The sequence below is a fragment of the Gardnerella greenwoodii 00703Dmash genome (genome assembly GCF_000263635.1).
GTDB classification, from domain to species: Bacteria; Actinomycetota; Actinomycetes; order Actinomycetales; family Bifidobacteriaceae; genus Bifidobacterium; species Bifidobacterium greenwoodii.
This window is the reverse complement of the sequence record NZ_ADEV01000007.1, coordinates 75,998-98,134: the sequence shown is the minus strand read 5'-3', so window position 1 is coordinate 98,134 and position 22,137 is coordinate 75,998. Positions and strand designations below refer to the sequence as shown.

Sequence of the window (22,137 nt, the reverse complement as noted above, 5' to 3'; positions counted from 1 at the left end):
CAAAACGGCAAGTTAACCAAATACTCACGCGGTTGGCGGAATACCAGCGCCCCCAACTACCCCAGAACCATACATTCCAGCCGCAAAGTTCGCCTGCAAACTGTTGAGATTGTAGCCAAGCGCCTCAAGCTGCGCGCGACCGTCTTCATTAATGTTTTCAACGCTCCAGCGCGGCTTCCACGTCCAATCAATGCGAAACTCTTCCACCAAACCTGCGAGCGCATTCGCACACTCGTCCTCAATCAAATCAGTAAGCGGGCAAGCCGGAGTTGTAAGCGTCATTGTAAGAATCGCGCGACCCAGCTCGTCAATTTCAATGCCATAAACTAGGCCTAAATCAACAACATCAATGCCCAATTCCGGATCGACAACATCGTGAAGCGCTTCCTTAATATCTTCTTCGGTAACCCTGCCAATATCGTTCGCGCTTAAAGGTGTCGACGCCGCCACCTCAACAGCCGATTTATTTTCTTCCATAATATTCCTTGCTTTGCTTGTACCAAATTTCGATTTTACAAGCTGCCAAGAATTTGCGAATTCAAGTTTTGTGAAGCTTTTGCAATGCTGTCTTTTAGGCCTTCCCACGCCAAAAGCGCGCACTTAATTCGCATTGGGTATCGCGATACACCTTGCAAAACCATTGCGTCTTCCAGCGCATCTTCCTCATCTTCGTTTTTAAGACCTTCGCCGCGAGATTCCATAAGTTTGTGGAAAAGCGCGTCTAATCGCAAGGCTTCGTCAACCGACTTTCCTTCGACCAAATCAACCATCATTGAAAGGCTTGCTTGCGAAATTGAGCAGCCGTGACCATCCCACTTAACGCTTGAAATTACTGGGGTTTCGTTATTATTTGCGATATTTGAAAGCTCCACGCGCATTGTTACTTCGTCGCCGCAAGTTGGGTTGAATTGGTGCGATTGACCTAAAGCAGAGTTTTCTGCAAAGATTGCTACAGCGCAACTTTCGTGAGTATTATTTAGGGTGATTTCGGCAGATTCTGTATTTTCGGCAGATTCTTGAGATTCTGTATTTTCTGTATTTTCAGCAGATTCAGTAGATTCTTGAGATTCTTCCTGCAGCTCCGCTTTTGCGAGCGCATCCGTGCTTTCAAAATGAGTTTTGCCATGCGGATTTCGCGCAGCATCCAAAATCACTTCTTGATACATGCTTTCCAAGCCGTCACCAGCCGCATCTGAAAAACCAGCACCTGCACCAAAACCAGCGCCCGCACCAAAACCTATATCAAACATACGCACTCCTTACCTACTTCCTAACTCGCTAACTATCCAACTCGCTCGCTAACAATATTATGCGCCAAAGTAGGCGCGAACGTGGGAAACGGCTTCAACAAGCGCTTGAGCTTCGTCAATTGTGTTGTAAACACCAACGGAAGCGCGGTTTGAAGCGTACACGCCAAAATGACGGTGAATCGGCTGAGCGCAATGATGCCCAACGCGAATCGCAATGCCCTGAGCATCCAAAAACTGGCCAACGTCATGCGGATGCACGCCTTCAACTTCAAAAGCAACCGTGCCAATTCGATTCTCTAAATCAGTCGGCCCCAAAATGCGAACGCCCGGAACGTCTTGCAATTTTAGCAATTCTGCAGCAATTTCCTGCTCATGCTCTGCAACTTTATTCATGCCCACCGCGCGCAGCCAATCCGCCGCAACGCCGGCCGCAACCATTTGCGCAACCGGCTGAGTTCCAGCCTCAAAACGGTAAGGCGCATCCATGTATTGCGCCGGCTTGTTAAGCCACGCAAGCTCCACCATTGAACCGCCAAAATTGGCCGGCGGAAGCGCATTCAAAAGCTCGCGGCGACCATACAAGAATCCAACTCCCGTAGGTCCATACATTTTATGCGCACTAAAGGCTGCAAAATCAACGTTTAAAGCGTGAAGATCAACTGGAATATGCGGCACTGACTGGCATGCGTCGAGCACAAAAATCGCCCCGACTTCGTGAGCGCGCTTGCAAATCGGCGAAACATCCGTAATAGCGCCAGTAACGTTGCTAATATGCGTAACTGCAACGATTTTCGTGCGCTCGTCAATAATTGTTCGCAAATAATCCGCGTCCGTGCGCACGCGGCCGTCTTCTGTTACGTCAATCCAACGAAGCTCCGCTCCCGTGCGAAGAGCCAGCTCTTGGAATGGCAGCAAAACAGAGTGATGATCTGCGCGAGATACGACTATTACATCGCCTTCTCGAAGAGCAAAATTTTGGCGGAAATCACGCTTAGAAATAACAGAATCGGCAGAATCGGCAGAATCGCTACCAGCCAAATCAGCACTATCTTTTTTGCAAATCCTTGCCTTCGCACTAGCGTTGCCAATAGCAGTTGCAAGAAGATTAAGCGCACCGGTCGCGCCCGGAGTAACAACAATTTCTTCGCGCCCAGCATCCGCGCACGCTCCAACCAGCCGCGCAACTTTCGCACGCGCTTCTTCGAACGCAACCGTGGAAAGCGCCGCCAACTCGTGCGCTCCCCTGTGAACTCCTGCGTTAATTGTTTCGTAAAACTCTTTTTCGGCGTCGATTACAACTTGCGGCTTTTGCGAAGTTGCTGCAGAATCCAAGTAAATCAAGCGTTTTCCGTGCACAGTGTCGTAAAGCGAAGTGCCGTGAACTGTGCGACGCAAAATCGGAAACTGCGAGCGCAAATCGCTAAATTCTCGCATAATATTTTCTTCAGTCACTGTAGTCATATTCTAAGCCGTTAGTTAAGTAGCGCTTAAGCCAGCGCCGACTCGGTTGCACCTTCCGGCAAATACTTGTCGTAGCCTTCTTCTTCCAGCTCGTCCGCAAGCTCCGGCCCTGCAGTCTTCACAAAGTGACCTTGCGCAAAAACGTGCACAATATCCGGCTTAATATACTTGAGGATTCGCGTGTAATGCGTAACCATCATAATGCCCAAACCGGTGTTTTCTTTGGCGCGATTCACGCCTTCCGACACGATTCGAAGCGCGTCAACGTCTAGTCCGGAATCAGTTTCGTCCAAAATTGCAAACTTTGGTTTCAAAAGCTCTAATTGCAAAACTTCCGCGCGCTTCTTTTCGCCGCCAGAAAAGCCTTCGTTTACGGAACGCGACGCAAATTTTGGATCCATTCGAAGCTTTTTCATAGCCTCGCTAAGTTCTTTCACCCAGCTTCTTAAAGATGGAGCTTTTCCTTCGACTTCTGTTTTTGCAGTGCGAAGGAAGTTCGTCATAGACACGCCCGGTACTTCTACTGGGTATTGCATTGCTAGGAATAATCCGGCTTTTGCGCGCTCGTCAGGAGTCATTTTCAAAATATCTTCGCCGTCTAAAAGCACTTGGCCGGAATCGACTTCATACTTTGGGTGACCTGCCAAAGTGTAGGCAAGAGTAGACTTTCCAGATCCGTTAGGACCCATAATTGCGTGCGTTTCGCCAGAATTAACTGTAAGATTTACGCCTTTTAAGATTTGCTTGCGACCTTCTTTTGTTTCTACAGAAGCGTACAAATCCTTAATTTCCAAAGTTGACATAATTTTCTCCTATTCTTCCGTTCTTGCAAGACGGCGCTCAATCGCCTTCATTAAGTGATCAACAATTTCCGGAACGCCAATTTCTTCAATCAGCTCGTTAAAGAATCCGCGCACAACAAGCTTTCGAGCCTCAATCTCACTAATTCCGCGAGACTGCAGGTAGAAAAGCTCTTCGTCGTCAAATCTACCAACCGAACTTGCGTGACCCGCGCCAATAATATTGCCGTTTTCAATTTCCAAATTCGGCTCAGAATCGGCGATTGCGCCAGGAGTGAGCACCAAATTACGGTTCAACTCGTACGAATCTGTGCCAGGAGCTTCCGGCTTAATAAGCGCGTTTCCAACCCAAGTTGAATGCGCGCCCTTTCCTTCCAAAGCGCCCTTGTACACTACTCTGGACTTGCATTCTGGATAATTATGCACAACCATCGTGCGGTGCTCAACATGCTCGCCAGGATCCACAAAATACATGCCGAGCATGTTCAAATCACCCTGCTCGCCACCAAAATCCTGATCCATGCGAATTCGCACAACATCTCCACCAAGAGTGACCATCGTGTGGCGAAGCGAAGCTCCCTCACCAACGTGAATACGCTGATTTCCAACGTGCTTGCTTCCAGAATCCCACTCTTGAATAAATGTAGTAGAAACGTGCGCGTGCTTTCCGAGGATGATTTCCACGCCTTCTGCAAGTTTCGCGATTCCTGTATGTTCGATAATAATATCAGCGTTTACGCGCGGGTCTGCTTCGATTACTAAGTGCAGCGCGTCAAGCATATTAACATTATTACCCTGAATTTTAAGCACGATTGGCTTTTTGATTTCGCCAGATACGTGAAGTACGTGCGCTTGTTTCGCTGCATTCCATGCGACTGCAGCCACGCGATCAGACGGCTTCATGTCGGTATGAGGAGCCTCGTTTTGCGGCTTTACTTGCAAACTTACAGAACCGTCGCCGCCAACGTAAGAATCATCTAATGCAGCTCCACCAACGCCTTCAAGCGTTACTTGAATACTATTAGACGGCTCGAAACGCTCAAAAAACTCGGAAATTCGCTCAACTGGAGTGTATCGCCAATCTTCCTGCTTGCGCGTTGGAATCGCAAAATCTTCCACATTGAACGAGCGCACGGATTTGTCGGCGCTAGAAGGCATTGCAGCAGGAACCGCATACGGATCATTAGGGTCTGCTACAGGAATAGTAATTTCTTTTTCCGTCATTTTATTGCCTAAATTCTTATTTAAATCTTCGCTCATCAGCCAACGGATCCTTCCATTTGCAACTCAACTAAGCGGTTAAGCTCAAGCGCGTACTCCATTGGAAGCTCACGGCTAATCGGCTCCACGAATCCGCGCACAATCATGCCCATAGCCTCTTTTTCTTCAAGTCCGCGGCTCATCAAGTAGAAAAGCTGATCTTCGGAAACCTTGGAAACAGTGGCCTCGTGAGCCATCGAAACGTCATCTTCGCGCACGTCAACATGCGGATAAGTGTCGGACCTGGAAAAATCGTCAACAAGCAAAGCATCGCACACAACCGAAGAACTAGAGCCGCTCGCGCCTTTAATAATCTTCACAAGACCGCGGTAAGCTGAGCGACCGCCGCCGCGCGAAATAGACTTAGCAACAATCGTAGAACTTGTGTGAGGAGCTAAATGAATCATCTTCGCACCAGTATCTTGGTATTGTCCGCGGCCAGCAAAGCTCAAAGACATAGTCTCAGCTTTTGCGTAAGGCTCGGCAAGAATACAAGCAGGATACTTCATAGTAGCTTTGGAGCCGATGTTGCCGTCAACCCACTCCATTGTGCCGCCCTCGCGCACGTAGGCTCGCTGAGTTACCAAGTTGTACACATTATTCGACCAGTTTTGCACTGTTGTGTAACGCACGCGAGCATGCTTTTCTACAACGATTTCAACGTTTGCAGCGTGAAGCGAATCTGTGGAATAAATTGGAGCCGTGCAACCTTCAACGTAATGCACGTAAGAGCCTTCGTCTGCAATAATAAGCGTGCGCTCAAACTGACCCATGTTCGGCGTATTAATGCGGAAGTAAGCTTGAAGCGGAATATCCACGTGCACGCCTTTTGGAACGTACACAAACGAGCCGCCACTCCAAGCCGCGGTGTTAAGAGCAGCAAACTTGTTGTCGTCAACTGGGATCACGGTTGCAAAATACTTTTTTACCAACTCCGGATACTTTTGCACTGCCGTATCCGTATCAACAAAAATCACGCCTTGAGCTGCCAAGTCTTCGCGAATCGAATTGTAAATAACTTCCGACTCGTACTGTGCTGCAACGCCTGAAACTAAGCGCTTTTTCTCCGCTTCCGGAATTCCTAAGCGATCGTAAGTTTTGCGAATATCTTCCGGCAAATCGTCCCAAGTTTTTGCTTGATCGTGAACCGGGCGCACGTAGTATTTAAAATCGTCAGCGTCAAAACCGCTTAAATCCACGCCCCAATCCGGCATCGGCTTTTGCAAAAACGCGCGGTAGCCTTGCAAACGAAGATTTAGCATCCACTCCGGCTCGTTTTTATCGGCAGAAATTGCGCGAACAACCGACTCGTCAATGCCTTTTTTTGCAGCCTCGCCTGCAGCGTCCGAATCGTGCCAGCCGTAATTGTAATCGCCAAATTCAGCAACAATCTGCTCGTCTTGGCGGATTTTCTCTTCGTTTACGCGAGCGCGACCTGCCACATACTGGCTCATTTCAACGTCTGCAGCTTTATTTTTTGCGGGATTTCCATCGCTTGCTGCAACGCTTGTATGACTAATATTGCTAGTATCGCTCATACGCTTATAGCACCTCCATGCATAACGCATTGCTACGCTCTTACCTTCGAGCGCAATCGCAAAAGCTATTCCCCAACGCTACTTTTGCATTCTGTCTAGTCTATTTCCTACATATTCAAGGTTACCGCGTAATGCGATTTCTTGGTATAGCCGTGTTATAAACAAAACGTAATGTTTATCACAATCTAATAAAACAAAAAGCGGTAAAACTTAAGGATCCCAAGTTTTACCGCCTTTTTTACTTAGCTTAAGACTACTTATCTGCCTTGCTATTTTGTGCAGCAGACTGATGTTCCAGCGCCGCTGCTACTAATCCAGCAAACAGAGGATGAGGCTTAGTTGGGCGAGACTTAAACTCTGGATGAGCCTGAGTTGCCACGTAGAATGGGTGAACTTCCTTTGGAAGCTCCACAAACTCAGTCAGATTACCGTCTGGGCTTTGGCCGCTAATACGCAAGCCAGCTTCGCGCAGGCGATCCTTATAAGCTACGTTCACTTCGTAACGGTGACGGTGACGCTCAGTAACATGCGTAGAGCCGTAAAGCTCAGCAACAATCGAGCCTTCTTCAAGAGTTGCAGGGTAAGAGCCGAGTCGCATTGTGTGACCCATATCTCCCTTACCATCCACAATATCTTTCTGCTCTTCCATAGTTGCGATTACTGGATCGCCACAATCCTTTTCGAACTCTGTGGAATTAGCATCCTCAAGACCGAGAACGTGACGAGCGTACTCAATAACCATAGATTGCAAGCCAAGGCAAAGACCAAGCGTTGGCAGACCGTGCTCGCGAGCGTAACGCAAAGCGCCAATCTTACCTTCAATACCGCGAATGCCGAAGCCGCCTGGAATAACCATGCCGTCCATTTGGTCAAGAGCTGCAGCAGCGCCTTCTTGAGTTTCGCACTTGTCTGCAGCAACCCAACGCACGTTCACCTTAGCCCAGTTTGCAAAACCGCCGGCCTTAATAGCTTCGGTAACGGAAAGGTATGCATCTGGCAGATCAATATACTTGCCAACGATTGCAATGTTTAGCTCATGCTTTGGATGATGCACGCGCTCAAGCAAATCTTCCCACTCGTTCCAATCAACATCGTGGAATGGAAGCTCAAGTTCGCGCACAACGTAAGCGTCCAAGCCTTCGTTGAACAAAATCTTCGGAACGTCGTAAATGCTTGGAGCGTCCACGCAGTTTACAACGCCTTCGGCATCAACGTCGCACATAAGCGAAATCTTGTCTTTAATAGCCTGATTAAGCGGACGATCGGAGCGCAAAACAAGTGCGTCTGGAGAAATACCAAGCTGACGAAGCATCATTACAGAATGCTGAGTTGGCTTAGTTTTCAACTCGTGCGCGGCTGCAATATAAGGCACCAAAGAAACGTGCACAAACATGCAGTTTTCTGGGCCTAAATCGCGGCGAACTTCGCGAGCAGCTTCCAAGAATGGCTGGGATTCAATATCTCCAACTGTGCCGCCGATTTCCGTAATAATCACGTCTACATCGTCGGAAGCTTGCGCGCGCATACGCGACTTAATTTCGCCGGTAATATGCGGAATAACCTGCACGCACTGACCCAAATATTCGCCAGCGCGCTCCTTACGAAGCACAGACTGATAAATCTGGCCTGTAGTTACATTCGCTTTTTGACTTAAGAAAACATCAAGGAATCGCTCGTAGTGGCCAATATCAAGATCTGTTTCTGCGCCATCTTCCGTAACATAAACTTCACCATGCTGGAATGGGTTCATTGTACCCGGGTCAACATTGATGTAAGGATCGAGTTTTTGTTGCAAAACGTGAAGGCCGCGGCTTCGCAAAAGTCGTCCTAAAGACGATGCGGTAAGACCTTTTCCGAGGGACGAAACAACGCCACCAGTGACAAAAATATGCTTTGTAATATGCTCCTGAGAGTTACCATGTTTTCTTCTAACCATGGAACTCCATAGTATCTTCGAGCCTCGACTCGGGTGTTGTATTAAAAGCGACTTAAAAAGTTATATTAAGTGCGCAACAGCCTCGAGCGCAAGCTTGTAACCGTACAATCCCATGCCTGTAATAGTGCCGGTTGCAACAGGACTAATCACGCTTATTTTACGGAAGGAATCGCGTGCGGAAGGATTAGAAATATGCACTTCCATTAGAGGCACTCCTGCATCCAAAACCATGTGAGCCGCGTCCGCGAGCGCGTAACTGTAGTGCGTAAAAGCAGCAGGATTCATAACAACTGGCGTGCGAGTATCAGCAGCTTCGTGCATCCAATGAACCATTTGCGCTTCGTCGTCGCTTTGGCGAACTTCTACTTTTAGCCCAAGCTCCTCGGCCCACTTTTCGCAAAGCGAGCGCAAAGTTTCAAAATCTTGACTGCCATAAACGTCTGGCTGACGCACACCAAGACGACCTAAGTTCGGGCCGTTTACTACAAGAACTTTTTTAGGTTGTTGATTTTCCATTATTGCCTCGCAAGGTTAATTATTTTTTATATACGCGCTCAAAAGCCTCTTTAACTGCTTCAATAGGCGGATTGTCAAGATGAATAGGGTTAGAAATACCATCCAAAATTACGAAACGTAGCATGTTGCCGCGCGCTTTTTTGTCGCGATGCATAAGATTAAGCACGCGCTCAAAAGCAGAGTCAGCATCTTCTTCACGCTGCCACGAAGTCGGCAATCCAAGCGAATCTAAAAGCGAATGATGATACTCAACGTCTCCAGCATCCAAATATCCCAAAATTTGCGCAAGCTCGGCCGCAAAAACCATGCCAACAGAAACAGCGTTTCCGTGACGCCAACGGAAGTGTTCAATCTGCTCAATCGCGTGTCCAAGCGTATGCCCATAGTTCAAAAACTCGCGCAAACCCTGCTCTTTTAAGTCGCTCGAAACGTGGTACGCTTTTACTCTAACCGTTCGCTCAATAAGATTCACAATAAGCTCGTGAAGTTCGCTATTATTTTCAAGCTGATCTGCGTTAAACTCGCGCAAAAGCTTAGCATTATTCGAGTCGCTAAGAATTTTCAAAATTTCGCCGTCTAGAATAAAACCAGATTTTGCGACCTCGCCCAAGCCTTCAATAAGAATGTCGTTTGGAAGAGTTGCAAGCGTAGAAGTATCTGCCAAAACGCCGGCTGGAGTGTAGAAGCTGCCGACCAAATTCTTTCCAGCATCCGTGTTAATACCAGTTTTTCCGCCTGTTGACGCGTCAACCATTGCAAGAAGCGAAGTTGGGCAGTTTACGTAACGAATTCCGCGCATCCAAGTTGCAGCAACAAAGCCGGCAACATCCGTAGCTGCTCCTCCGCCTAAGCCAACAATTGCGTCGGAACGAGTAAAACCAGCTTCACCCAGTCTAGCCCAAATTCCGCTCGCAACTTGAATAGTTTTCCCGGCTTCAGCATCCGGCACAAGTATGTCTAAAACTTCGTAGCCTGCTTGGCGCAAAATTGCGCGAGCTTTGTCGCTGTGGCGCTGAACCGGCTGCGTGTGCACAAGAGCCACTCGAACAGGCTTTTGCGTTAACATTTGCGGCAAAAGTTGCATGGCTCCCTCGCCAATTCGCACGTCGTACGGCTCTATTGCTTCGCTTGTAACATGCACTATGCGTTGCATAATCATGCTCCTTAACTTTTCTGCAGCCATATACGGATTTGAACCTTTTGTTGGCATGTGAATATTTGATACTGCCTTAAAAATTGGGTCTCGCTGCTCAAATAATTCCATCCAACGCTTTTGAGCGTCTTGACCGATTAGCATAGGGCGATTATTGCTCCAACCTGCGCGCTCAATAGCATCGTTTGCATTGGTTTGCAAATACACTACGCGACCGCCAAGATTCATGTATTCTTTAAGAACTTCCTGCGTTTCTTTGCGAACAGGAGCGCCGCCGCCAAGAGAAACAATGCCGCAATCAGCCTGATTTTCTAAAATTACGTTTTTAACTATTCTGGCTTCTATATCTCGGAAGGATTCCTGACCAAACTGCTCAAAATATTGAGTAATTGGCATATTAATTTCGCGCTCAATCATGTCGTCTGTATCGTAAAAAGGCAGATTCATAAGATGCGCAACTTCGCGGCCAACGCGCGTTTTTCCGGCGGCAGGCATGCCGATTATGACGACCAGCGGAATTTTAGTGCTGCTCATTTCATATTCTCCGGCCAGGAAGCTAGGTAAGACTCTACATTTCGGCGCGTTTCTTGCAAAGAATCTCCACCAAACTTTTCCAAAGCATACTTTGCCAAAGTAAGCCTTACCATTGCTTCTGCAACTACGGAAGCCGCTGGAACAGCAGTAAAATCGGATCGCTGGTTAATAGCTTGAGCCGGCTCTCCAGTTAGCACGTCTACAGTTCGCAAAGCGCGCGGAATAGAAGGAATTGGCTTCATTGCGGCACGCACGCGAATAATTTCGCCGTTTGACATACCGCCTTCAATACCCCCCGCACGATTAGTTAGGCGGGTGATTTTGCCATTTTCGTCTGTTACGATTTCGTCGTGCGCGGCCGAGCCTGGGCAATCTGCTTCTGCAAAACCGTCGCCAATTTCCACGCCTTTAATCGCCTGAATTCCCATAAGCGCAGCCGCTAAAGCAGCATCCAAACGGCGATCCGACTCAACGTATGTTCCAACTCCAGCAGGCATACCGTATGCAAGTACTTCTACTACTCCACCTAAAGTATCTGCATTCGCTTTTGCTTCGTCAATGCGAGCCATCATGTGAGATTCGGCGTCTTTATCGAGAGTGCGAACTGGAGAAGCGTCCAAAGCAGCAACATCGTCAGGTGTTGGTAAAGCTAAACTTTTGTTAGCGTAAACGCCACCGATTCCAACAACGTGCGCAACAGTGCGCACACCCAACGCCTGCTGCAAAAACGCATCAGCAATAGCACCCAAAGCAACGCGCGAAGCTGTTTCCCTAGCGCTAGAGCGCTCCAAAACTTCGCGAGCATCATTAAAACCGTATTTGCGCATGCCAGTTAAATCCGCATGCCCAGGGCGCGGCCTAGAAAGTGGCGCGTTTCGACCAACTTTCTCAATCTCATGATCCAAAGGATCTGCGCTCATTACTTCCGCCCACTTTGGCCACTCTGTATTCGCGATTTCTACAGCAATTGGAGAGCCAAGCGTTACTCCGTGGCGAACGCCGGTTAAAAGACGCACTTTGTCTTGCTCGAACTTCATGCGAGCGCCACGGCCGTATCCAAGACGACGGCGCGCAAGAGCCGCAACAACATCGCTACTAGTAATGCGCACGCCAGCAGGCAAACCTTCAATCATGGCAACTAATGCTTCACCATGCGACTCCCCTGCAGTTTGCCATCTAAGCATGCCATTCTCCATTCTCAACTAATTTACGTGTCTAAATACTTACTCTACTAAGCACCAAGTATTGAGTGGGTTGTTATTGACAGCAATGCTGCGATTATGGCTGATATTGCTTCTACTGGCACGAATGGTACTGATGCGTTGGCTGGCATGCGGATTTTGCAGTAAATTTTCCATGCTAAAAGCCAAAGTAGGCCAACTACTCCAACTAAAGCAAACCAGTAAATTAAAGAGTCGAAGCCGAATAATACCAATGCTTGTGCAATCATTGACGCACTCGTAACATCTCCGAAGCCAACGGAATTTGTTGGAGCGAGTTTTCGCATAATCCAATAAATTACAAAAACAAATACGCAAGAAATACAGCCTAAAATAAGCACGCTAATATTTCCAAACAAAATAATCGAATATATAAGATTCGCAAAAGATTGAAAAATTAGCGCAACAACAACCCAAAGTCTTGGAACTACGCGACTTCTTATATCCGTTACGCAAACTGAAATTAAGCACACAAGCGTTGGTAGCGCCGATATTATCGTAATAATTAATTGCCTCATTAAAGCAAATTACGAAAACTTATAAAACTTTTGCAACCTAAACGCATCCATGTGGTTAAAACCCTCCAAACGCCGGAAACTCCTCTCGCGTTTGGAGCAAATAGCACTCCATAACCCTCCAAACGTGGGAAACTCCTCTCACGTTTGGAGCGCCACGGCAATCAAAAATAAGCTTAGTTTAGTTGCCTTCAGGATTGTTGCGCTTGTACTCGTCGCGGAATTTCAAAAAGTCGTCTTTGTTATCCGCAAACTTCGTCTCACCAGTCTTCAAATTAGTGGTGACGAAGTAAAGCCACGGACCGTCTTGAGGCTTAATAGTGGCAAGAAGAGCGTTGTCTCCAGCAATACCAATAGGCGTAGGAGTCAAACCCTTGTGAATGCGAGTATTGTAAGGATTATTTGGATTGTCTAGCATTGATTGCGTGAGCTTTATAGGCTTTACTCCCGCTCCGTAACCAATTGTAGAGTCCATTCCAAGAGGCATATCTTTTGCCAAACGGTTTAGTATTACGCGCACAACTTTGCCGTAATATTCGCGATTATTCACTTCAGCTTCGGCAATTGAGGCCATAATTAAAGCTTTTTCGCGATCTTCGCCTTTAGGAATACCGAGAGAGTCGAGCTTAGCAATACGCTTTTTTACCATTGCGGAAAGAATATCTTCCGCGCTTTTCATAGATCTTACGTTATAAACTCCAGGCTCTAGCCAGCCTTCGATGCTTCCTTTAGCTTCTGGAGGCAAAATTCCAGCTCCCCCATCTGCTAAAGCTGCTTTAAACTTATCCATGCTTATTCCAGATAAGCTTGAAGCGCGCTGCAAAACTTCAGTAGCGTGGTCTCCTGCACGAACTTCTAGGAAGCCACCTGCTTTAGTTTGGTCGGAAAGAATATTAACCACGTCAATAGCAGCCATATGCTTTTTAAGAGAGTAAACTCCCGGGTACAGGATTTTATTATTCGCAGCAACCGCAGAAGTAAAAGCTGATTGAGATTTAACAACATTTGCCTTAACTAATTTGTTGGCAACGCTAATAGCTCCCTCGCCGGTGTCAATAGTAAACTCAACCGTTCCAAAGCCTGGGCCTGGCCAGTCTGCAACAGACTCGCTATTTTGAGATAATTTCCACGCGCGAACCGCACTGTATCCAAAATATCCAACAACAGCTAATACGAATACGAGCAGAATAGCTAAAACGACTTTTGCTCTACGCCTGCGTTTTTTTGCTTCAAGACGAGCTTTAGCACGTTTTCTGGAGCTAACAGTCGAAGACTTGTCTTTAGAATTAGATGATTCTGACGACGGCTCGCCATCATGCTCAGTCCACTTTGCATGTTTGTCAAAAAATTCATCAAAATTGTCAGACACGCTATTCTCCTCTTCGCTATTTCTGCTTTTACTCGATTTTCAAAACTACTCTGCATTATTTGCGTCAAGCGCAGACTGCAAAATCAATACTGCCGACTGCTGATCTACCATAGGGCGATGCTTTTTAGTAGAAAAATCAGCTTGTAGCAACTGTCGGTGGGCGCTAACTGTTGTTAAACGCTCATCCTTCCAAACAATATCAGGTATGTAAGAAAGCGTCCAATCTCCAACATTTTTCGCTAATTCAATGCGTTTAGCTAAATTTTTCCCCCACCGACGCGCTTTTTTCGCAGATTTTCCTTCAGAACCGTCTAATTGAAGAGGCAAGCCAATTACAACACGTTTAACTTGATTTTCTTCTATTAGATTCATGACTTCGTCAATAGCTCTAAAGGAATCTCCAAAAACTTGCACATTTCCGATTGGATGCGCAAAAGTGAGCTCAGGGTCGGAAAGTGCAAGTCCGACCCTGGCATCACCTAAATCAATACCTAACCACACCATGAATTTTGTGCTGCTTTTGGTAAAGATTTTTAAATTTTAAGCAGGAAGCTACGCGGCTCAGGCGAGCTCAGCCACTTGCGCTTTTACAGCTTCCAACGCTTCGTCAATCTTAGAAGCGTCTGTGCCGCCGCCCTGAGCGAAGTCTGGCTTGCCGCCGCCACCGCCGCCAAGAACCTTGGAAGCAGTGCGAACCAAGTCACCAGCCTTAGCACCAAGGCCACGAGCAGCCTCGTTAGTTGCAACTGCAACCATTGGCTTATCGTCCTCGTTTACGCCGCTCAAAACTACTACTGCAGGAAGGTCCTCACCTAGGCGAGAGCGAACGTCAAGAACAGTCTTACGAAGAGTTTCAAACGATCCGAAGTTTCCAACGTTCTTAACAGCCAACTTAACGCTTCCGGCACTAGCTTTAGCGGACTCAATCAAAGCTGGAACAGAATCTGCAAGCTGAGACTCGTAAACGGCTGCAAGCTTACGATCAGAATCCTTCATCTTGCTAAGCAAAGATTCCAAACGTTCAGCCAACTCATCTGGGCGAGCATTAACCATGTCTGCAAGTTGAGCCACCAAAGTGTGCTCGCGAGCGCCATACTCGTATGCTGCCTCGCCGCAAAGAGCGTCAATACGGCGAACGCCAGAGCCAATAGAAGACTCGGAAAGAATAGTTACCATACCAATCTTTCCGGTGCTCTTAGCGTGAGTACCGCCGCAAAGCTCGCGGCTCCAACCGTCGCCGATTTCAACCACGCGCACAACGTCACCGTACTTTTCGCCGAACAAGTGCATTGCTCCAAGCTTAAAAGCGTCGTCGATTGGCATTTCCTTAGGAACAACCTGCAAATCGTCGCGAATACGCTCGTTTACGCGAGCTTCCACGCGGGAAAGCGCATCCTTTTCAACAGCCTTTGGCCACTGGAAGTCGAAGCGCAAACGATCTGGATCAACCACAGAACCGCGCTGAGTTGCCTGAGGACCAAGCTCTTCACGCAAAGCCTTGTGAAGAGTGTGGGTAGCAGTGTGAGAACGTGCCAAAGCAGCCCTGCGAACCTGGTCAATATTCGTGTTTACAGGAGCACCAACGCTAAGCGTTCCTTCAGTCAAACGGCAGCTGTGCACAATCAAATCCTTGATCGGACGCTGAACGTCGTCAACTTCCAAAATTGCGCCGTCGTCGGAAATAATCTCGCCCTGATCTGCAATCTGGCCGCCGCGCTCAGCATAGAATGGCGTGCGGTCGAGAATAATCTCAACGTTTGCAGGAGCAGTAACGCTTTTAACAGAGCCTTTACCTGCTTCAACAATTGCCAAAACGTTAGAACGGCTTGAGAAGTCTGTGTAACCGAGGAAGTCGATTGGCTTTTCAAGCGCCTTCTTAATATCGTCGTAAACGCTAACGTCCACGTTGTGACGCTTCTTCAAAGCGTCAGCGCGAGCGCGACCTTTCTGCTCGCTCATAAGCTCGCGGAACTTAGCCTCGTCAACCTTAACGCCCTGCTCGGCTGCCATCTCAAGAGTAAGCTCAATTGGGAAGCCGTAAGTATCGTGCAAAGTAAACGCGTCTGAGCCGCCAACCATAGGGTCGTCCTTTTTCTCTTTCTTAGCTTTTTCAACAGCCAAGTCGAGAATAGTCGTGCCCTTTTCAAGAGTCCTACGGAAAGCATCTTCCTCACCGTAGGCGGCTTCACTAACCTCGTGGAAAGTATCGTTAAGCTCTGGATAGCTTGGTTCCATTGCAGACTTAGATACTGGGAACAAGGTTGGAAGAACTGGATCTTGCACGCCAAGCATACGCATTGCGCGAACAGTTCTACGAAGAAGACGACGAAGCACGTAGCCGCGACCAACGTTACTTGGGCGCACGCCATCGCTCATAATCATCAAAGCGGAACGCACGTGATCTGCTACAACGCGGAAACGCACGTCAGCATCGTTATTATCGCCGTACTTTACGCCACTAAGCTTTTCTGCAGCTTCAATAACTGGGTAAACTTCGTCAGTTTCGTAAATATTTTCCTTACCTTGCATAAGGTAAGCCAAGCGCTCCAAACCAGCGCCGGTATCAATATTCTTCTGATCAAGCTCGCCAGCAATATGCAAATCAGTTTTAGACTTGACGTTATCAACCTGGTAGTTTTCAAAAACCAAATCCCAAATCTCAATAAAACGAGATTCGTCGGCAGCAGGGCCACCGTCGCGACCATATTTAGGGCCACGATCAACGTAAATTTCGGAGCATGGGCCGCCAGGACCAGGGCCGCCGGTAGTCCAGAAGTTATCTTCCATGCCGAAAACTTGCATGTGTTCTGGATCAAAGCCCTCGTTCTTCCAAATTGCGCGAGCCTCGTCGTCATCAGTGTAAGTAGTAACCCAAAGCTTTTCAGGATCGAAACCGTAGCCGCCCTTATCTTGTGGACTAGTTAAAAGCTCCCAAGCGTAGTGGATTGCTTCTTCCTTAAAGTAATCACCGAAGGAGAAGTTACCAACCATTTGGAAGAAGGTTCCGTGACGAGTAGTCTTACCAACTTCGTCAATATCAAGAGTGCGCACGCACTTTTGGTTCGAAGCCATACGTCGAGAAGGAGGCGTCTGCTCACCAAGCAAATAAGGAATAAACGGCACCATGCCGGCAATAGTAAAAAGCGTCGTTGGGTTCGGCGAAATTAGGGATGCCGAAGGAACGACCATATGACCATTTTTAGCAAAATAGTCAAGATAACGCTTTGCAATTTCTGCTGTGCGCATACGTACGAACTCCTTGTGTAATTTTTAGCAAGATCTTGTCATGCAAACATTCAATATAGTACTTCAACACTTAACTTAAACAAACTTTTTCGACTAGCATTTTAGTAAAAACGCAAGTCTAACTAGCAAAAGATTAGTTAAAAATCCTCATGACGACTGTGAGCATAACGAGAATTAAGCTCGTCCTCATGCTTTTTACGACTTTCATTAAAATCTTTAAACAATCCCAATATTGTGCTTAAAGTAATATTTTCCGGCTCTTTACTAAACACAAATTTGCGAGCAGTATCCGGCATTTTGGCTTTTACGTAGGCACGCGCTTTTGTTACAGCAAGCACACCAATTACAATGCCAACACACATCCAAAATAAGCGCTTGAACATTACTCCCCCTTGCTTGCAGCGCTATTGCTTGCAGTACTATTGCTTGCAGAGCTATTAGAAGATTCTTTTGCAGCGTGACGGCCAGTAGAATGAGAATCGGTCGGAACAGTAGGATTATTAAAGAAAGAAGCAACCGTGTCTTTTAGCGCGTAGCCGGCAGCCGCAACCTTAACAATAGGTTTTCCAAGGAAAGCACCATACAAATCAGTAAGAGCACCAATATTTGTAACAGTTGTGCGCGTAGCACCTGAAACAGCGTTCACATCGTCAAGAGTCTTATTAACTTGCTTAATCGTCGTAACAGACTCATCAATTGCAGGCATCGCATGCTCACCCGACTCTTTGACAGTTTTCGCAATCTGATCGAACAACTTGCCCAATCTAATTAGCGGATAAATCAAAAAACCCGAAAGCACAGTAAACGCAATCGCGGCAATAAGAGCAGCTATGTCTCCAACGCTCATCGTAACCTCTTTCTGTACCATTTTTGCTTAAGACTTCACCACGCTGAAAGCTAATACAACAGCAAATCAGACTACAGTTAAAACCATTCGCAATGACTTAAGACTAACGAACGGTAACGACGCATACGTTAAGAAAGCTGCAGCAAAAATCTACTCGTTGTAGCCTCGAATAGTAATAGCGTTATCAATAGGTTTAGTAGTGTCAAAATCTAGCCTAGTTACGCTTCCATTTTCCGGACGCTCGCTTAAATCGTAACCAGCAGGTGCAAAACGGTGCATAAGACTTAAAAGCGTATTTCCGTGCGAAATCTGCAACACGTTATCGCCATCTTTAAGCGAAGAATTTGAGGCGATAAGCTTAAAACCGTCTTCTACTCGAGTCCAATACTCAATATCCGACTCGGCATCGTGGAAAGGATCAGCCTCTTTAAGCATGTCGCGCGTGGCTGCAAGACCAAACTTTTCAACGATTTCGTTGTAGGTGTGCGCTCCGTTCGGCGCTCCCGCAGCCCACCAAGCCATTTGCATATCTTGGCCTTCAAAATAGCCGTAGCATTGCTCGCGAAAATGCATATCGCTTACAAGCTTTGGACGCGCGTTACCAGCGGCTTCGTTTGCGTCGAGAATACGTTGAGCCGTGATTTGCGCACGCGTAGTATCCGAACAGTAAGCTGCAGCAAAAGTAATATTTTCTAGCTTTTTTGCAGCCTTGTCCGCATCCTTCAAACCTTTTTCGGTAAGCGGAGAATTTGACCAGCCTTGCAGACGATTGTAACGATTAAATAGCGTCTGACCGTGACGCACTAAATAAAGATGCAGCAACATAGCTCCATTATTACACTACGATGTACATAAGCGTCAAAAGTTGCGCGACAACAAATGCCGGAGAATTTCCCCGCGTTTGGAGCAATACGACAGACCAAACCCTCCAAACGCGAGATTGATTCCCCACGTTTGGAGCGCCAAACAACCCCAAACCCTCCAAACGCGAGATTGATTCCCCGCGTTTGGAGCGCCAAACAACTCCAAACCCTACAAACGCCGGAGAAAAACACGGCAAATGTTCCATAAAACGCATTGACCCCTGCCACGCGAATGCGCAACAGGGGTCAAGCGGTATGTCCTTAAGAATTAAATCGGCGAATTAACGAGCGTAGTATTCGACGACGTACTGAATGTTGACTTCAACTGGAATCTGATCGACTTCCGGCTTACGAGTCAAAGTAGCCTTCAAAGAGGCAAGATTCACATCGAGATAACCAGGAACTGCTGGCAAAACGTCGCGATGAACGCCTTCTGCAGCCATCTGGAATGGAACCATGGTCTGGCTCTTGGCACGAACCTGAATGGTCTGGCCTGGCTTGACACGGTAAGATGGGCGATCAACAAGATTGCCATCAACCAAAATATGACGATGTACAACAAACTGACGAGCCTGGGCAGTGGTGCGAGCAAAGCCTGCGCGCAAAACCAAAGCATCAAGACGAGTTTCCAAATCGGTGAGCATTGCGTCACCGGTCTGGCCTGCAGTGTGCGTACCCTTCTCGTAAGCAGCGCGAAGCTGCTTTTCGGAGATGCCGTACTGAGCGCGAAGACGCTGCTTCTCGCGAAGACGTACTGCGTAATCGGACTCGGTGCGACGACGAGTGCGGCCGTGCTCACCTGGAGCATATGGGCGCTTCTCGAAGATACGCTGAGCCTTTGGGGTCAAAGCGATGCCGAGGGCGCGAGAAAGACGCACCTGACGGCGAGAACGCTGAATATTAGTCATAACTAATCCTTTAATTCTGTCGTTATCTGAACGGAACGTGAGCCAAACTTTTAAGCATTCGTTAAAATACTTAAAAATTACTCACGCTGAGCCGGCCTCTCCAGTGCTTCTTCGTGCTAACACACGAACGCGTAAGTATTAAAACGTTGAAATAACGCCATAACTACCGCGCGCCGACCCACTGATGGGCTAAGGCTCCAGATGATGCTTACACAAAATAGGCATCGTTTCTAATTCTACACACCACTAAGAATAAATTAGCGAAGGGAGCCAGCATCCATTGTGTAAGTGCAATCCGCGCTTCGAGCAGCTTCAGAATCGTGCGTTACCATAAGAACCGCAGCACCAAGATTTGCAGCCTCACGCAACATTTCCACCACTATTAGAGTGTGCTCTGGATCTAAATCTCCAGTAGGCTCGTCCAAAAGCAGCAGCTTCGGATTGTTTATTAGCGCGCGCACAATCATCACTCTGCGCATCTCGCCGCCGGAAAGCTCCTTTGGGTAGCACCACAGCAAATCTTCAATATGCAGGCGTTTGCAAAAATCAAGAGCGCGATTTGAGTAGTAATCTTGAACGTCTTTGCTACTTTTTACTTCGCTACTTTTTACTTCGCCACTTTTTACTTCGCTACTTTTTACTTCGCTACTTTTAGCAATCTGCACGGGCAAAAGAATATTGTCATACACAGTAAGATTCGGCAAAAGCGTTTGCGATTGCGTAACAAAACCTATATTTTGCGCGCGCAATCTAGATACTTCACCATCGCTAAATTCAGGCGCGGAAATCTCCTTGCCTAAAACCGTTACACTTCCGTGAGTTGGCTTAAGCAATCCGGCAATCAAATTCAATAAAGTAGATTTTCCGTTGCCTGATTTTCCAACAATTGCAACAAAATCGCCACTATTTAGCGAAAAACTTACGTTATTTACCGCAGAGAATCTGTGCTTTCGTCGCATAAACTCTCTAGTTACGCGAGTAAGATTCAGCACTGAAACAGGCGATTTTTCGCTATTTAATACCGTTTTTTCGCACATCTAATCACTCCCCTGCTCGAAGAGTCAAATACGTTTCACGCATTGCAATACGCCATGTTGTAATCGCCGAAGCCGCAACAACCGAAAGCAGTGAAAGAACTATGCTAACAGCCATCAAAGCTATTACAGGAAGTGCCGTAACTTCCAAATACGGAAGCTGCAATTGTGAGGAAATAAGCGAACTATAAGGGAAGATTATAAGACTTGCAGACGCAACTCCAATAACTCCCCCCGCAAAACCAAGTATTGCAGATTCGCGCGTAGCCACGCCCAAAAGCATTTTTCGCGTAAAACCAAGTATGCGAAGAGAAGCAAACTCTTTTTTGCGCTCATTTAGCGAAGTTGCAAAAACAACAATCAGCACAAGCAATCCAACAATCCAACATGCGGAAATTATAAAAGTAAGCGAACGCGTAAAAACGCCAAGATTAGCCTGAGTTGTTGCGGTAATTCCTCCCGGGAAAACTATGCCAATGCTAGAAAGCCCAGTTGTTTTTTTAATATTTTGCGCAACTTGTTTGGCACTATAACCTTTGCGTACCTTCACTAAAACTGCAGAAATTGCTTTTTTTGCGTACTCTTTTGGAATGGCAGTATGATGCACTTTTGTAGAATACTCAACTACTTGCGGCACGCTTTCGCGGCGCACAAACACTGAATTATCAATGCTTGTGCCAGTTTTTGCAAGCTGAGCTACAACCGGCCATTGGTGACCAAAAAGCCGAACCGTATTCTTGTAGGAAACTAGTACGTTTGCTCCAGCAATCATTTCGCCTTTATGCAAAGTCTTTTTATGCTGCGAATAAATCCAAGGGCCTATAACAAAATCGGAATCCGGATCAAAACCAATAATCTGCAGCTTTTCCGCGCAGCATCCTGCAGAAAGTGAGGAAATGTAAGTTTGAGCGCTCGCCTTTTGAACGCCGGGCGAACGTCTAACTAAATCCTCAATATTATTGGTGAAGTAAAAAGTACTTGATCCGCCATTAGTAAGTAGCGCTTCGGCTTTAGTATGCGTGCCGTTTGGAATAACCATAATGTCGGCTCCCATACGGGCGCGCATACTGTTTAAGCCTTGCGCAAGATTCATAGAAATAAGCGAGCCGCCGAAAAATATGGCAGATAAGCACGCTGCAGCTACCAGCAATGCGGCAGTTCTAAGCGGCTTTCGTTTAAGATTTTCCAGCGGCAAACGCTTTAGCGTAATAGTGCGCATAATTTTTGCTTTATTAAGCTGTTCTACAAGCTATGCTATTAGCTATTAGTCTTCTTTGCTATCCAAATACACGGAAATAGCTGCGAACACCAATGCGAGCACAGAAAGAACAATCAGCGTTGGGCGCGTAACAGATGCGCAATGCATCATTGGGCTCTTGCAAACGCCAATAAGGAATGTTGGAACCGCAATCATAAGCAAAGAATTCACGATTACAGCAATGCTCAAACCGATGCGAACATTTTCTTTAACAAAAAGCGCAACAATTCCGAGAACTGCAATAACTATGCCAATTCCAAGAGCAGCGCGACCAGTGTAGTAGCATGCCATATGCATTCCGCCTTCAGTTTGGCAAACTTTTGCGAAAGTTAGCGGAGCAATAGCAATCAATATGCCCAAAATAATAGATGGAATTGATGCGAATAATTTGTTTTTCATAATTGATACCTCATAAATGTATATTATTTA

21 protein-coding genes are annotated in these 22,137 nt (G+C 46.9%); all 21 read right to left on the bottom strand.

Annotated elements, in window-relative coordinates:
* Positions 1 to 24 precede the first annotated feature (24 nt).
* Positions 25 to 477: a metal-sulfur cluster assembly factor gene (locus NG78_RS03110; RefSeq protein WP_004128816.1), complete on the bottom strand. Its 453-nt coding sequence runs from the start codon at positions 475 to 477 to the stop codon at positions 25 to 27.
* A 35-nt stretch (positions 478 to 512) separates the two neighbouring features.
* Positions 513 to 1,250, bottom strand: coding sequence for a Fe-S cluster assembly sulfur transfer protein SufU (gene sufU / locus NG78_RS03115; RefSeq protein ID WP_004134475.1), 738 nt, complete (start codon positions 1,248 to 1,250; stop codon positions 513 to 515).
* Positions 1,251 to 1,307: 57 nt separating this feature from the next.
* Positions 1,308 to 2,684, bottom strand: coding sequence for a SufS family cysteine desulfurase (locus NG78_RS03120; RefSeq protein ID WP_004134471.1), 1,377 nt, complete (start codon positions 2,682 to 2,684; stop codon positions 1,308 to 1,310).
* 53 nt (positions 2,685 to 2,737) lie between these two features.
* Entirely contained in the window at positions 2,738 to 3,514 is a 777-nt protein-coding gene (gene sufC, locus NG78_RS03125) for a Fe-S cluster assembly ATPase SufC (RefSeq protein ID WP_004110671.1), read from the bottom strand.
* 9 nt (positions 3,515 to 3,523) lie between these two features.
* Positions 3,524 to 4,771 (bottom strand): Fe-S cluster assembly protein SufD, encoded by a 1,248-nt coding sequence (gene sufD / locus NG78_RS03130; RefSeq protein WP_004134461.1) that lies wholly within the window; start codon positions 4,769 to 4,771, stop codon positions 3,524 to 3,526.
* The gene (gene sufB / locus NG78_RS03135) at positions 4,771 to 6,309 is read right to left on the bottom strand and encodes a Fe-S cluster assembly protein SufB (protein ID WP_004134459.1); all 1,539 of its coding nucleotides are present in this window, start codon (positions 6,307 to 6,309) and stop codon (positions 4,771 to 4,773) included. Before sufB ends, sufD begins: the two co-directional genes overlap by 1 nt.
* A 253-nt stretch (positions 6,310 to 6,562) precedes the next feature.
* The gene (locus NG78_RS03140; protein WP_004134457.1) at positions 6,563 to 8,245 is read right to left on the bottom strand and encodes a CTP synthase; all 1,683 of its coding nucleotides are present in this window, start codon (positions 8,243 to 8,245) and stop codon (positions 6,563 to 6,565) included.
* A gap of 60 nt (positions 8,246 to 8,305) precedes the next feature.
* Complete coding sequence (gene aroQ / locus NG78_RS03145; protein ID WP_004134455.1) at positions 8,306 to 8,761, bottom strand: type II 3-dehydroquinate dehydratase; 456 nt, start codon at positions 8,759 to 8,761, stop codon at positions 8,306 to 8,308.
* 19 nt (positions 8,762 to 8,780) lie between these two features.
* Positions 8,781 to 10,448 carry a bifunctional shikimate kinase/3-dehydroquinate synthase gene (locus NG78_RS03150; protein ID WP_004134454.1) on the bottom strand — a complete coding sequence of 556 codons (1,668 nt, stop codon included), beginning with the start codon at positions 10,446 to 10,448 and terminating at the stop codon, positions 8,781 to 8,783.
* The gene (aroC, locus tag NG78_RS03155; protein WP_004134453.1) at positions 10,445 to 11,632 is read right to left on the bottom strand and encodes a chorismate synthase; all 1,188 of its coding nucleotides are present in this window, start codon (positions 11,630 to 11,632) and stop codon (positions 10,445 to 10,447) included. The genes NG78_RS03150 and aroC overlap by 4 nt, the downstream gene beginning before the upstream one ends.
* Before the next feature lie 47 nt (positions 11,633 to 11,679).
* Positions 11,680 to 12,186 carry a prepilin peptidase gene (locus NG78_RS03160; protein WP_032837764.1) on the bottom strand — a complete coding sequence of 169 codons (507 nt, stop codon included), beginning with the start codon at positions 12,184 to 12,186 and terminating at the stop codon, positions 11,680 to 11,682.
* 178 nt (positions 12,187 to 12,364) lie between these two features.
* Complete coding sequence (gene mltG, locus NG78_RS03165; RefSeq protein WP_004134450.1) at positions 12,365 to 13,552, bottom strand: endolytic transglycosylase MltG; 1,188 nt, start codon at positions 13,550 to 13,552, stop codon at positions 12,365 to 12,367.
* A gap of 45 nt (positions 13,553 to 13,597) precedes the next feature.
* Positions 13,598 to 14,056: a Holliday junction resolvase RuvX gene (gene ruvX / locus NG78_RS03170; protein WP_004134448.1), complete on the bottom strand. Its 459-nt coding sequence runs from the start codon at positions 14,054 to 14,056 to the stop codon at positions 13,598 to 13,600.
* 57 nt (positions 14,057 to 14,113) lie between these two features.
* Positions 14,114 to 16,798 (bottom strand): alanine--tRNA ligase, encoded by a 2,685-nt coding sequence (gene alaS, locus NG78_RS03175; protein ID WP_004134446.1) that lies wholly within the window; start codon positions 16,796 to 16,798, stop codon positions 14,114 to 14,116.
* A 137-nt stretch (positions 16,799 to 16,935) separates the two neighbouring features.
* Positions 16,936 to 17,181: a hypothetical protein gene (locus tag NG78_RS03180; RefSeq protein ID WP_004134445.1), complete on the bottom strand. Its 246-nt coding sequence runs from the start codon at positions 17,179 to 17,181 to the stop codon at positions 16,936 to 16,938.
* Positions 17,181 to 17,645 carry a DUF948 domain-containing protein gene (locus NG78_RS03185; RefSeq protein ID WP_004134444.1) on the bottom strand — a complete coding sequence of 155 codons (465 nt, stop codon included), beginning with the start codon at positions 17,643 to 17,645 and terminating at the stop codon, positions 17,181 to 17,183. Before NG78_RS03185 ends, NG78_RS03180 begins: the two co-directional genes overlap by 1 nt.
* 150 nt (positions 17,646 to 17,795) lie before the next feature.
* Complete coding sequence (locus NG78_RS03190) at positions 17,796 to 18,470, bottom strand: histidine phosphatase family protein (protein ID WP_004128857.1); 675 nt, start codon at positions 18,468 to 18,470, stop codon at positions 17,796 to 17,798.
* 319 nt (positions 18,471 to 18,789) lie between these two features.
* Positions 18,790 to 19,416 (bottom strand): 30S ribosomal protein S4, encoded by a 627-nt coding sequence (gene rpsD / locus NG78_RS03195; protein WP_004105277.1) that lies wholly within the window; start codon positions 19,414 to 19,416, stop codon positions 18,790 to 18,792.
* Positions 19,417 to 19,673: 257 nt separating this feature from the next.
* Entirely contained in the window at positions 19,674 to 20,453 is a 780-nt protein-coding gene (locus tag NG78_RS03200) for an ABC transporter ATP-binding protein (RefSeq protein ID WP_004134441.1), read from the bottom strand.
* 4 nt (positions 20,454 to 20,457) lie between these two features.
* Complete coding sequence (locus NG78_RS03205) at positions 20,458 to 21,669, bottom strand: ABC transporter permease (RefSeq protein WP_004134439.1); 1,212 nt, start codon at positions 21,667 to 21,669, stop codon at positions 20,458 to 20,460.
* Positions 21,670 to 21,714: 45 nt separating this feature from the next.
* Entirely contained in the window at positions 21,715 to 22,107 is a 393-nt protein-coding gene (locus NG78_RS03210; protein ID WP_004134437.1) for a DUF4418 family protein, read from the bottom strand.
* Between the last annotated feature and the right edge of the window lie 30 nt (positions 22,108 to 22,137).